This is a genomic window from Ruegeria haliotis, from assembly GCF_013377785.1.
Lineage (GTDB): Bacteria > Pseudomonadota > Alphaproteobacteria > Rhodobacterales > Rhodobacteraceae > Ruegeria > Ruegeria haliotis.
The window spans coordinates 140,182-153,388 of the sequence record NZ_JABXWT010000001.1 but is presented as its reverse complement, the minus strand read 5'-3'; the positions used below and the strand labels follow the sequence as shown (position 1 = coordinate 153,388).

Genomic DNA, 13,207 nt, shown 5'->3' with positions numbered 1-13,207 from the left:
AGTCGTTCCGCGCGCGGTCTATCCCATGGTCCGTATCGGGGCAAGCCAACCCGCTGCCGCAGGGAGTGGTTTCTCTGGCCTTGCGATCCCTGGGCCGCTATGAGCACCGCAGGGACACGAGCATCCACAGGAACGTAAAATGCAGCATTTGGAAGAACAGATCGCCCATCTGACGCGCACGGTCGAGGACCTCAATGCTGTCGTCACCAGGCAACAGGACGAGATTGATCGCCTGACCCGCCGGGTCGAGATGCTGCTGCAGCGTGAGGGCGAACGGGCACAGGAAGGATCCGGCGGGATCGTGCTGGGGGACGAACGCCCGCCGCATTATTGAAGATCAGACCGGACTAAAGACCCAACGTCGATTTCACCGCACCATCGACCACACCGGCCAAAAGGGCGTTCTCGTCTCCGGTGCAACCTTCTTTCAGCGCGGTCAGAAAGGCCTCCCGCAGCTGGGCTTTTTCCTCGTCCGAGGTGGCGTGTTCCTCGATGTTGATCTCGCGATTGTAAATCGACAGGGCCGTCATCTTTTCCACAATCGCCAAAACATATGTGTCGTCGCCATCTGCCTCTTCAATGACCGAAGCGCAGGTGTGATACATAACCGGCAAAGCGTCCTGCACCATCTGTTCCGCCGCTTCATCCGCGTATAGAAAACCCGGCATCGCGATCAGGGCCGCGCCAGAAATAAGTCTGATTTTGTCAAAACGCATAACTATCCCTTTCGATATTTCCTCCGCCTCAATCTCAGGTTTGCGGGTCATTTTGAATTAGCCCCGATAAGCGCCCCGACGACTGCTCCGGCAGCAGCGCCTTTGCCATCACCAACCAACGCGCCAACACCTGCGCCGATCAATGCACCTTCAATCGTTTTCTTTTTTTTCTTGTCATCCGCCAATCCGACTGAGGCGGAGACCAATGCCAATGTGGCGATCGTTGCAAATGTGAGTGTTCTGAAACCAATTCCAGCAATCGTCATGCGGGCGCCCTCCTGCGACATAACCCAAAGAATAGTATTCGGGTATCAGCCTAACCGGACGCAAATTTTCTGGCAACAAAGCGTTAGACGTTCAGATTTCCTCGACCGACATCACACCGTCCAGAGATTTGATTGCACCCTTGATCTGCGGGTTTATCGGAAACGACCGCCCCAATTCCATTTCCACATCACCCGGCAAGCCCGGATCCAGCAGACACAATTGAATCGGCCCCTTTGAGGCATTCTTCGCAACACCTGCCGCGTCTGCAAGCACCTTGGCGACTGTGGGCAGCGCCTGTGCTTCACCTACAAAAATGCGCAAACCGGTCGCGCCGGCTTCGGCCACCACGGAATCGACGGGCCCGACGGAGCGACCCAGCAGCTTAAGCTGATCGGCTTCCATTGTCGCCTCGGCGGTCAGAACCACCTGCGCGCCGGTTTCCAGAAACTCCCGGGATTTCTCCAATGTTTCAGAGAACAATGTTACTTCATATGCACCGGTAGGATCGGAAAGTTGGGCAAAGGCAAATCTATTGCCGCGTGCCGATTTCCGTTCCTGCCGTCCGGCGACAACACCGGCCATCTTGGCGATCAGCGGGCCGGAGCGGGCCTTTTCCATCACTTCGTCCAGCGTCAGCACCTGTTTGCGCTTCAACGCGGGCATGTAGTCATCCAGCGGGTGGCCTGACAGATAAAAGCCGATGGCCTTGAATTCCTCGCTCAGCCGTTCGGCAGGCAGCCAGTCGGGCGACAGCGGCAGGCGTGGTTCGGGCAGGTCATCACCCGCCTCGCCAAACAACGAGACCTGATTGGAGTTCCTCTGTTCGTGGATCGCCCCCGAATAATTCACCAACGGATCAAGGCTTTCGAACACGCGCCTTCGGTTGCTGTCCAACTGATCAAAGGCTCCTGCCCGCGCCAGCATTTCCAGCGGGCGCTTGCCAACCTTCTTGAGGTCAACACAGCGGGCGAAATCGAACAGATTGACGAAAGGCTTATCGCCCCGCCCTTCGACCACCAAGTTCATCGCCTCGACGCCCACGTTCTTGAGCGCGCCCAGCGCGTAGACCAGATGCCCACCGGCCACATCGAAAGTCGCTTGTGAGCGGTTCACGCAGGGCGGAATGTAAGGCAGCTCCAGCCCCTTGCGAACCTCTTCAAAATAGACGGCCAGCTTGTCGGTCAGATGGATATCGCAGTTCATGACGCCGGCCATAAACTCGACCGGGTGGTTCGCCTTCAGCCAGCCGGTCTGATAGCTGACCACCGCGTAGGCGGCAGCGTGGGATTTGTTGAAACCATAGTTGGCGAACTTGTCCAGCAGGTTCCAGACCTCGGTCGCCTTGGCCTCGTCCACGTCGTTCTCGGCCGCGCCCTTGAGGAATTTGGGCCGTTCGGCGTCCATCGCCTCCTGGATCTTCTTACCCATCGCGCGACGCAGCAGGTCCGCACCACCGAGGCTATAGCCCGCCATTTCCTGTGCGATCTGCATCACCTGTTCCTGGTAGACGATGATGCCTTGGGTTTCATCCAGGATATGGTCGATGGAGGTGTGCAGCGTGTCCCGTTGGCTCAGCCCGTTCTTGACCTCGCAGAACTTGGGGATGTTCTCCATCGGGCCGGGACGGTAGAGCGCGACAAGGGCAATGATATCCTCGATACAATCCGGCTTCATCCGCTTGAGCGCATCCATCATGCCCGAGCTTTCCACCTGGAACACCGCCACCGTCTTGGCCGCGGAATAAAGCTTGTATGTGGCCTCGTCATCCAGCGGGATGGCGTTGATCTGGTTCTCAGCTCCCTCGGCGGGTTCATAAAGCTCCGTGCCATCGGCTGCGATATGCAGCGGTCTGTCGGATCTGAAGATCAGATCCATGGCATTCTGGATCACCGTCAGGGTTTTCAGACCCAGAAAGTCGAACTTGACCAGCCCGGCCTGTTCGACCCATTTCATGTTGAACTGGGTCGCAGGCATATCCGAGCGCGGGTCTTGGTACAGCGGCACCAGCGCGTCCAGCGGACGGTCCCCGATCACCACACCGGCCGCGTGGGTCGAGGCGTTCCGCAGCAATCCTTCGACCTGTTGGCCATAGGTGAGCAGACGTTCCACAACCTCTTCGTTGCGGGCCTCTTCGCGCAGGCGCGGTTCGTCTTTCAGCGCCTTTTCGATTGAGACGGGTTTGACCCCCTCAACCGGGATCATCTTGGACAGGCGATCCACCTGCCCGTATGGCATCTGCAGAACCCGTCCGATGTCACGAATGGCGGCCTTCGACAGAAGCGCACCAAAGGTAATGATCTGCCCCACCTTGTCGCGACCGTATTTTTGCTGAACATAGCGGATCACCTCTTCGCGGCGATCCATACAGAAGTCGATATCAAAATCGGGCATCGACACACGTTCAGGGTTCAAGAAGCGCTCAAACAGCAGGCTGTATCGTAGCGGATCAAGGTCGGTAATCGTCAATGCGTAAGCCACCAGAGAGCCCGCACCCGAACCCCGTCCCGGTCCGACCGGAATGTCCTGATCCTTGGACCATTGAATAAAATCCGCAACAATCAGGAAGTAGCCGGGGAAGCCCATCCCCTCGATGATGTCCAACTCGAAGTCCAGCCGCTCCTGGTATTCTTCGGGCGTCACCGCGTGCGGGATCACCGCCAGTCGTTTTTGCAGACCTTCATTGGCAATTCGGCGCAGTTCGGCAACTTCGTCATCAGCGAATTTAGGCAGGATCGGATCGCGCATGTAGGCCATAAAGGAGCAGCGTTTGGCGATCTCGACCGTGTTCTCGATAGCCTCTGGCAGATCGGCAAACAGCGTGACCATTTCCTGCTGAGATTTGAAATAGTGCTGCGCGGTCAGGCGGCGACGACCCGCTTGCTGATCGACATAAGCGCCTTCTGCGATACAGATCAGCGCGTCATGGGCCTCATACATGTCCGAAGACGGGAAATAGGCATCGTTTGTCGCGACCAGCGGCAAGTTCTTGGCGTAGGCCATTTCCACATGCCCGCGCTCGGTCAGGCGTTCGGCCTCGGGCTGACCATCCTCGCCCGGATGGCGCTGCAATTCGATGTAAAGGCGGTCTGGGAACATGGCGGCCAGCCGATCCACCAGCGCTTCGGCCGCCGGGCGTTGACCTTGTTGCAGCTGTCGACCCACCGGGCCGTCAGGTCCACCACTAAGGCAGATCAACCCGTCGGAATGCGTTGCAAGCTCCTCCAACGTGACCTGCGGCAACTGCCCGCCTTTGTCCACATAAAGACAGGAGCTGAGCTTCATCAGGTTCTCATACCCCGCTTCGGACTGCGCTAGCAGGACCAATGGCGCGGGGGCTTTCGGCTTTTCACCTGGCTGTGCCTCCGCGAAGGTCAGGTCGACCTGACAGCCCATGATCGGCTGAATCCCAGCCCCACTGGCCGTCACGGAAAACTCCAACGCCGAGAACATGCTGTTGGTATCCGTGACCGCAACGGCGGGCATATCCAATTTCTCGCAAAGCGCGGGAAGCTTTTTCAGCCGCACGGCGCCTTCCAGCAGAGAATATTCGGTGTGAACACGGAGGTGAATGAATCGTGGAATGCTGCTCATTCCCGCAAGCTATCCCAGCCAGACGCGTTGCAAAAGCAAGAACCGCGCTATCGGTTTGCCGAAATAATAGACTTGGATTATTCGGCTTTTCCAGAAGGTGCTTCGGAACGCAATTGCTATACTTGGCACAAAATGCTTTAGTTTCAAGCAACTGAACATTCAACCAATGCGACAATCTAACGCCGTTTGTGTATAATGGTGTATCACACAGGCAGTTTTTCTTGCCAGATCGCCTGCGCTGTTTCTAACATCTTACGGCAAGCTACCAGCCCGCTACTCTTTCTACGTCGCATCGAAGGAGAGCACCAATGGGCGCAACCGGGTAAGGCGACGGGTTTCACGAATGAACATCACGTTTCTTCTGAACGGAGAGACAGTGGAGCTGTCGGATGTCGATCCGACGGCGACCCTGCTGGATTGGCTGCGCGAGGATCGCGGCCTGACCGGTACCAAAGAAGGCTGCAACGAAGGCGATTGCGGCGCCTGCACCGTCATGGTGACGGACGAAGGCGGCGCCAAGGCGCTCAATTCCTGCATCCTGTTCCTGCCTCAGTTGCACGGTAGAGCGGTACGCACGGTCGAAGGTGCCAGTGGCCCAAATGGCGAAGCACACCCAGTGCAGCAGACCATGGTCGACCTGCACGGCTCGCAATGCGGCTTCTGCACCCCCGGTTTTGTCATGTCGATGGTGGCCGGTCATGCCGTTGGCGCGACAGACCATGACACGCAGCTTGCCGGCAACCTATGCCGGTGCACAGGCTATGCGCCGATCATACGCGCGGCAAAAGCCGCTGAGGAACAGCCGGTACCGGTTTGGGTCAGGGACAAGCCGATGGCAGCAAAAGCGACATCACCCATGCTGCCTGGCTCCTCTGACGAGTTGGCCGCTATCTATGCCGAGTATCCAAATGCCATTCTGGTCGCTGGCGCGACCGATGTTGGTCTGTGGGTTACCAAGCAGTTGCGTCATCTCGACCCCGTCATTTTTCTGAACCGCTGCGACGATCTGAAAGAGGTCACAATCACCGAGGAAGAAATTCAGTTCGGCGCCATGGTCGACATGAACCGCATGGGCGAGGCGCTGGCCGATCTGCATCCATCATATGCCGAGATGATCCGCCGGTACGCCAGCGTTCAGGTGCGCCACGCGGCCACCGTTGGCGGCAACATCGCCAATGGCTCGCCTATCGGAGACAACCCACCGGCGCTGATCGCCTTGAATGCCGTGCTGCATCTGCGCAAAGGCGACGAACGGCGGCAGGTTCCACTGGAAGATTTTTTCATCGACTATGGCAATCAAGACCGCAAACCCGGCGAGTTTGTCGAAGCGGTCAGCTTCACCCGTCAACCCGACCGTCTGAAATGCTACAAGCTCAGCAAGCGGTTCGATCAGGACATCTCGGCCGTATGCGGATGTTTCAACGTCACGGTATCAGAAGGCACCGTCACGCAGGTGCGCATCGCCTTTGGCGGCATGGCCGGTATTCCGAAACGGGCGTCAAACGTCGAGGCTGCGCTTCTTGGCAAACCTTGGACGCTCGAAACGATACAGGCGGCGATTCCAGCCTTTGCTGATGATTTTGCGCCGCTAACAGACATGCGCGCCTCGGCGAACTACCGGCTGGAAACAGCCAAAGCGATGCTCGAACGATACTTCCTCGAAGATCAGGACGAAGTGACAAACGTGCTGGAGGTGTCGGCATGAGTGTGACAAAATCCCTGCCCCATGACGCAGCTCCCCTGCATGTCTCAGGCACAGCGCGATATGTGGATGACATCCCGACGCCCAAAGGATCGCTGCATCTGGCCTTTGGTCTGAGCCCGATTGCCAAGGGCAAGATCACCACGATGGACCTGTCGGCAGTCAAAGCCGCCGACGGCGTGGTCATGGTGATGACCGCAGACGACCTGCCATTTACCAATGATGTCTCGCCCTCGATCCATGACGAGCCGCTTCTGTCCGACGGCACTGTTCACTACATCGGGCAGCCCGTCTTCCTCGTGATCGCCACCAGCCATCTGGCTGCCCGAAAGGCGGCGCGACTGGGCAAGATCGACTATGCCGAAGAAACTCCGATCTTAACGATCGAAGAGGCATTGGCCGCCGACAGCCGGTTCGAAGACGGCCCGCGTATTTATGCCAAGGGCGACGCGGATGCCGCTATTGCACGCGCGGCCCATGTCATCGAAGGCAGTTTCGAACTCGGTGGGCAGGAACACTTCTATCTGGAAGGTCAGGCCGCTCTGGCCGTGCCGAACGAAGGCGTGGATATGCTGGTGCATTCCTCGACCCAGCACCCGACCGAGATTCAGCACAAGGTTGCAGATGCTTTGGGCGTTCCGATGCATGCGGTCCGTGTCGAAACCCGCCGCATGGGCGGAGGCTTTGGTGGCAAGGAAAGTCAGGGCAACGCGCTGGCGGTGGCCTGTGCCATTGCCGCTCGCGCAACTGGCAAGGCGTGCAAAATGCGCTATGACCGTGACGATGACATGATCATCACTGGCAAGCGTCACGCCTTCCGGATCTATTACCGTGCCGGGTTTGATGAACACGGGCATGTTCAAGGCGCTTCCTTCCTGCATCACGCAATTTGCGGTTGGGCACAGGACTTGTCCCTGCCCGTTGCAGACCGTGCCATGCTGCATTCGGACAATGCCTATCTGTTGCCCAATGCGCGGATCGAAAGCCATCGGCTAAAAACCAACACCCAATCCGCCACCGCCTATCGCGGCTTTGGCGGTCCGCAGGGTATGGTCGGAATCGAGCGTGTCATGGATCACGCGGCCTTTGAATTGGGGCTGGATCCTGTCGAACTGCGTCGCCGCAACTACTACGAACCTGCGCACGCGGTCGTGGAGACCACGCCCGCAGAAAAACCGCTCGGCCATCCTGACCCGCACGAAGATCTGACCAGCCGCGGCGCGGTCGAGGTGGGAGATGCGCCGGTCAGACCTCTGCCTGCAGGCGGTAACACAACGCCCTACGGAATGGAGGTCAGCGATTTCGAACTACACGGCATGACAGAAGCCTTGCTGAAATCCAGCGACTACGTCACACGCAAAGCCGCCATCGAGAAATGGAACGCCGAGAACCGCGTGATTAAGAAGGGTATCGCCTTCTCGCCTGTAAAATTCGGTATTTCTTTCACACTGACTCACCTGAATCAGGCGGGCGCGCTGGTGCATGTGTATCAGGACGGCTCGGTTCACCTGAACCACGGTGGGACCGAAATGGGTCAGGGTCTGTTCCAAAAAGTGGCGCAGGTGGCCGCCTCGCGCTTTGGCATCCCACAGGAAATGGTCAAGATCACCGCAACGGATACGGCTAAAGTGCCAAATACTTCGGCCACGGCGGCATCATCAGGTAGCGATCTGAATGGCATGGCGGTCAAAGCGGCGTGCGATACGATCCGTGACCGCATGGCCGACTATCTTGCCGAGCGGCATCAAGCCGATCCGGTTAGTGTCATCTTCAGCAACGGTCACGTCGAAGTAGGAGAGGCACGGTACAGCTTTGCCGAGGCGGCTGCTCTGGTTTACCAGGGCCGGGTCAGCCTGTCGGCAACCGGGTTCTACAAGACACCCAAGATCGAATGGGACCGGATCAAGGGACGCGGTCGCCCGTTCTTTTATTTCGCCTACGGCGCTTCGGTCACAGAAGTCGCCGTCGACACACTGACTGGCGAGAACCGTATTCTGCGCACGGATATCCTGCATGATGCCGGCGCATCGCTGAACCCAGCCTTGGACATCGGACAGGTCGAAGGCGGTTATGTGCAAGGTGCGGGATGGCTTACGACCGAAGAACTTGTCTGGGATGGCAAGGGCGATCTGCGCACGCATGCGCCATCGACCTATAAGATACCCGCCTGTTCCGATCGGCCTGATGTTTTCAACGTCGCGCTCTGGAGTGGAGAAAATCGCGAAGATACAATCTATCGCTCGAAAGCTGTAGGAGAGCCGCCCTTTATGCTGGGTATTTCGGCATGGCTGGCGCTTTCCCATGCGGTTTCGGCCTGTGGGGACAGTTATCCGGCACTGGATGCACCTGCCACGGCTGAAGAAGTCTGGCGCGGCGTTCACAGAGTTAAGGGAGGTACCTAATGGGATTTGATCGGGAAGCTTTGAGGGAGGCGGTCAAAACCCACGGAAAGGTGGTCCGGGTGGTCATCGCGGCGATCAAGGGATCGTCCCCCCGTGAAGTCGGCGCGGCAATGCTGGTTTGGAAGGACGGGCAAAGTGGCACCATCGGCGGTGGCACGATGGAATTTCAGGCCGCAGAAGCGGCGCGGTCTCAGACGACGGCTGCCCGGCTGACGCAACATGCACTTGGGCCCGATCTGGGTCAGTGCTGCGGCGGGGCAGTGACGCTGCTGACCGAGATCTATGACCGCGAAACCGTGGACGGGCTGGATGACACGATCATCGCTCGCTCAGTGTCTGATGGCGATATGCCACTTTCCGTCAAACGTTTACTGGCGCAAGCCCGTGGTCAGGGGGTTCAGCCAGAACCACAGCTGATCGACGGCTGGATGGTAGAGCCGGTGCATAAACCCGCGCGTGATCTATGGATTTGGGGTGCTGGTCATGTGGGCCGCGCTTTGGTCGACGTTCTGTCACCTCTACCCGATCTGGCGATCACCTGGATCGACACCGGGTTCGAGCGCTTTCCCGATTCCGTACCCGAAGGGGTGACCGTGTTGCCGGCAGCAAATCCAACAGAGCTGGTGCGACATGCGCCACGCGATGCCGAGCATTTGGTGCTGACTTATTCGCACAATCTGGATCTGGAACTGTGCAACAGGCTGCTTTTGCATGATTTCCGCTTTGCGGGCCTGATCGGCTCGGCTACGAAATGGGCGCGATTCCGGTCGCGGCTGGCCGCCCTTGGGCATTCGCCCGAACGAATAAAACGGATCACCTGCCCGATTGGCGATCCGTCACTGGGCAAGCACCCGCAGATGATCGCCGTCGGCGTCGCGGCGCAAATCCTGCGCCCTGCCCGGCAGAACGAACTGAAGAAGGACCTGAGCGCGTGACCACCCCATTATTAAGCCTACAAGGGCTGACCAAAGCCTATCCCGGCGTCGTGGCCAATGATCAGGTGTCCTTTGACATCGGTGAAGGCGAAGTTCACGCTTTGCTGGGCGAGAACGGCGCGGGTAAATCCACGCTGGTGAAAATGATCTATGGTTTGGTGAAACCGGACAGCGGCACCATGCTGCTGCGCGGTCAAACCTATGCCCCGCCCGAACCCCGCTCAGCGCGTGCGGACGGGATTGCGATGGTATTTCAGCATTTCTCGCTGTTTGACGCGCTGAACGTGGCCGAAAATATCGCGCTGGGGATGGAAAACCCGCCCGCCATGGGCGATCTGGCCTCGCGCATCCGCGAGGTGTCCGAGACCTACGGCCTGCCGCTGGATCCTTATCGCACCGTTGGCGATCTATCGGCTGGCGAACGTCAGCGCGTCGAAATCATCCGCTGTCTGTTGCAAGACCCAAAGCTGTTGATCATGGATGAGCCAACATCGGTTCTGACGCCGCAAGAGGTTGAGATCCTGTTTGAAACGCTCAACAAATTGCGATCCGAGGGTACCTCGATCCTGTATATCTCACACAAGTTGGAGGAAATTCGTACGCTCTGTGATCATGCCACGATCCTGCGCTTGGGCAAGAATGTGGGCGAATGCGTGCCCAGCGAAACTTCTGCGCGCGACATGGCCGAAATGATGGTGGGCTCGACCCTGCAGACACCCGAACGTTCGGGGCGTGAGTTTGGCGAGGTGGCGCTGGATGTCACCGGGTTGTCCGTGCCGTCGCCTTCGGAGTTTGGCACCGCACTGAGAAATGTACACATGACGGTGCGCAAGGGCGAAGTTCTGGGCATTGGCGGCGTTGCTGGCAACGGTCAGGATGAATTGCTGGGCGTTTTGTCGGGTGAGATTCTGACAACTGCCGACGCGATCAAGTTCAATGGACAGTCGATTGGCAAACTTGGCCCCACTGCACGCCGCAAATTGGGCGTCCTGACCGCGCCCGAGGAACGCCTTGGCCACGCTGCGGCCCCGGACATGACACTGACCGAGAACGCCTTTCTGACCGGTTCGGTTCGCGAAGGATTGGAAAGCAACGGCTTTCTGAAATGGAGTGAAACCAAAGTTTTCGCCGAGAAAATCATCAAAGCCTTCGATGTGCGCACGCCCGGACCAGAAAATGCCGCCCGGTCGCTGTCAGGTGGTAACCTACAGAAATTTGTGATTGGTCGCGAAGTGCTGCAGAACCCAGACGTATTGGTAGTCAATCAACCGACCTGGGGCGTGGATGCGGCCGCAGCGGCATCGATCCGGCAGGCCATTCTGGATCTGGCTGCCAACGGCACGGCGGTCATCTGCATCAGTCAGGATCTGGATGAGCTGATGGAAATCTCGGACAGCTTTGCCGCACTGAATGAAGGCCGACTTAGCGCTCCGCGCCTGACCACGGGTCTTACGGTGGATGAGATTGGCCTGATGATGGGCGGCGCGCATGGCATGGAGGTGGCCCATGTTTGAGCCGTTGAACCGCCTCCGGCGGGAGTACTTACAAAAAGATGAAAAACTCGGGGGGATGAGCAGGTGATTGTGTTGGAGAAACGACCTCAGCCGTCCAAGGCGTGGTCCTATGCGACCCCCTTGGTTGCGGTACTGGCAACGATGCTTTTTGGTGGTGTATTGTTCGCCATTCTGGGCAAAAACCCGATCGAGGCCATAGGCACTATCTTTTGGGACCCATTGTTCGGTGAGTTCTCATTCTACTACCGCCCACAATTATTGGTGAAAGGCGCGCCATTGGTGCTGATCGCGATCGGTCTGTCTTTGGGCTTTCGCGCGGGCATCTGGAATATTGGCGCCGAAGGGCAGTACATCATGGGCGCCATCTTTGGCGCAGGGGCGGGATTGGCATTTTACCCGCTTGATGCATGGTACATCTTTCCGATCATGGTGATCGCCGGTGCATTTGGCGGCTGGATCTGGGCCACGATCCCGGCCTTTCTGAAAGTCCGCTTTGGCACAAACGAAATCCTTGTCTCGCTGATGCTGGTCTATGTGGCCGAGCAGATGTTGGCCTCGGTCTCGCTGGGGTTGCTGAAGAACCCTGAAGGGTTCGGCTTTCCCGGCTCGCGCAACTTTCAGTCCTATGACAGCGGGCACAACGCCGAGCTGATTGCCGGGTCGGGCATGCATTGGGGTGTCGTCGCAGCCTTTATTGCGGTGATCTTTGCCTATGTCCTGCTGAACCGTCATATACTGGGCTTTCACATCCGACTGACCGGCGAAGCGCCCCGCGCAGCAAAGTTTGCCGGTGTAAATCCCGCGCGTCTGATCCTGTTCTGTCTGGGACTGTCCGGCGCTTTGGCCGGGTTGGCGGGTATGTTCGAGGTCTCGGGCCCATCAGGTGTCGTCAGTATCGACTTCAACGTCGGCTATGGCTTTACCGCAATCATCGTGGCCTTTCTGGGTCGTCTGCACCCGGTGGGCATCCTGCTGGCAGGAGGATTGATGGCCCTGACCTACATTGGCGGGGAAATCGCTCAGTCCCAACTGGGTCTGCCCGCCGCCGCCATTCAGGTGTTTCAGGGAATGCTTCTGTTCTTCCTGCTGGCCTTCGATCTTTTGACCAACTACCGCATCCGTGCGGCCCGTAGCGAGGTAGCCTGAGCCATGGACCTATCTGAAATCAATCCTGTACTTCTGGTGGCTTCGCTGATGGTGGCCGCCACCCCTCTTCTCTTGGCTGCGATCGGTGAACTCGTTGTAGAAAAAGCCGGAGTTTTGAACCTTGGCGTCGAAGGTATGATGATCGTTGGCGCAATCAGCGGCTTTGCCATCTCGGTCGAAACGGGCTCACCCTGGCTGGGTTTCATTGCAGCCGCCATCGGAGGCGCGGTTCTGTCCTTGCTGTTTGTCCTGCTGACGCAGTTTGCGCTGGCCAATCAGGTCGCAAGCGGTCTGGCACTGACGTTGTTTGGGTTAGGGTTCAGTGCGCTTATGGGCCAAAGCTATGTCGGCGTGAAACCACCCAGCATGGGCGAGATCCATATCCCAATAATCAGCGACATCCCCGTGATCGGCCCGGTCCTGTTCCAGCATGATCCAATCCTTTATCTGGGCATCGCGTTGACCGCTGCGGTATGGGCAGTGCTTAAGTATACGCGTGTGGGTCTGATCCTGCGCGCAGTGGGCGAAAACCACGATGCGGCTCATGCGCTTGGTTACAAAGTCATCAAGATCCGTATCATGGCCATCCTGTTTGGCGGTGCCTGCGCCGGTCTGGGTGGCGCCTATATCAGCCTGATCCGCGTACCCCAATGGACCGAGGGTATGACCGCCGGTGTCGGCTGGATCGCCCTGGCGCTGGTGGTGTTTGCCAGCTGGAAACCATGGCGCGCATTGCTCGGTGCGTATTTGTTTGGCGGAATCACAGTCTTGCAGCTTAATCTGCAGGCCGCGGGCGTTGCCATTCCTGTCGAGTATCTGGCAATGTCGCCCTATATCATCACGATCCTTGTGCTTGTGATCCTTTCGGCCGACAAGAGCAGCGCACCTGCCTCACTGGGCCGTATCTTCCACGCTTCGCATTAGACGGAGCTAA

The 13,207-nt window shown here is 58.2% G+C and carries 10 protein-coding genes; 7 read left to right on the top strand and 3 right to left on the bottom strand.

The genetic code is table 11. The features are described 5' to 3' along the window. Nucleotides 1-139: 139 nt before the first annotated feature. Nucleotides 140-334 (top strand): SlyX family protein, encoded by a 195-nt coding sequence (locus HW561_RS00740; protein WP_176861313.1) that lies wholly within the window; start codon nt 140-142, stop codon nt 332-334. Between the two features lie 13 nt (nt 335-347). Here the strand turns inward: HW561_RS00740 and HW561_RS00735 are convergent, their stop codons facing one another. The 3 genes from HW561_RS00735 to dnaE all read right to left on the bottom strand — a co-directional run bounded on the left by HW561_RS00735 (nt 348) and on the right by dnaE (nt 4,574). After that, nucleotides 348-716 carry a hypothetical protein gene (locus HW561_RS00735; protein ID WP_176861312.1) on the bottom strand — a complete coding sequence of 123 codons (369 nt, stop codon included), beginning with the start codon at nt 714-716 and terminating at the stop codon, nt 348-350. 47 nt (nt 717-763) lie between these two features. Then, nucleotides 764-982, bottom strand: a complete 219-nt coding sequence (locus HW561_RS00730; protein ID WP_176861129.1) for a hypothetical protein — start codon at nt 980-982, stop codon at nt 764-766. Between the two features lie 91 nt (nt 983-1,073). Continuing rightward, entirely contained in the window at nt 1,074-4,574 is a 3,501-nt protein-coding gene (gene dnaE / locus HW561_RS00725; RefSeq protein WP_176861310.1) for a DNA polymerase III subunit alpha, read from the bottom strand. Between the two features lie 343 nt (nt 4,575-4,917). Here dnaE and xdhA point away from each other — a divergent pair, with 343 nt between their 5' ends. The 6 genes from xdhA to HW561_RS00695 all read left to right on the top strand — a co-directional run bounded on the left by xdhA (nt 4,918) and on the right by HW561_RS00695 (nt 13,197). Then, a complete protein-coding gene (gene xdhA, locus HW561_RS00720; RefSeq protein WP_176861309.1) occupies nt 4,918-6,279 on the top strand; it encodes a xanthine dehydrogenase small subunit in 1,362 nt (453 codons plus the stop codon). After that, a complete protein-coding gene (gene xdhB / locus HW561_RS00715; RefSeq protein WP_176861307.1) occupies nt 6,276-8,678 on the top strand; it encodes a xanthine dehydrogenase molybdopterin binding subunit in 2,403 nt (800 codons plus the stop codon). Before xdhA ends, xdhB begins: the two co-directional genes overlap by 4 nt. Further along, the gene (gene xdhC / locus HW561_RS00710; RefSeq protein WP_176861305.1) at nt 8,678-9,613 is read left to right on the top strand and encodes a xanthine dehydrogenase accessory protein XdhC; all 936 of its coding nucleotides are present in this window, start codon (nt 8,678-8,680) and stop codon (nt 9,611-9,613) included. The genes xdhB and xdhC overlap by 1 nt, the downstream gene beginning before the upstream one ends. Further along, nucleotides 9,610-11,127: an ABC transporter ATP-binding protein gene (locus HW561_RS00705; protein ID WP_176861303.1), complete on the top strand. Its 1,518-nt coding sequence runs from the start codon at nt 9,610-9,612 to the stop codon at nt 11,125-11,127. The genes xdhC and HW561_RS00705 overlap by 4 nt, the downstream gene beginning before the upstream one ends. Nucleotides 11,128-11,190: 63 nt before the next feature. Further along, nucleotides 11,191-12,273 carry an ABC transporter permease gene (locus tag HW561_RS00700; protein ID WP_176861301.1) on the top strand — a complete coding sequence of 361 codons (1,083 nt, stop codon included), beginning with the start codon at nt 11,191-11,193 and terminating at the stop codon, nt 12,271-12,273. Between the two features lie 3 nt (nt 12,274-12,276). Beyond that, nucleotides 12,277-13,197: an ABC transporter permease gene (locus HW561_RS00695; protein WP_176861300.1), complete on the top strand. Its 921-nt coding sequence runs from the start codon at nt 12,277-12,279 to the stop codon at nt 13,195-13,197. Nucleotides 13,198-13,207 lie beyond the last annotated feature (10 nt).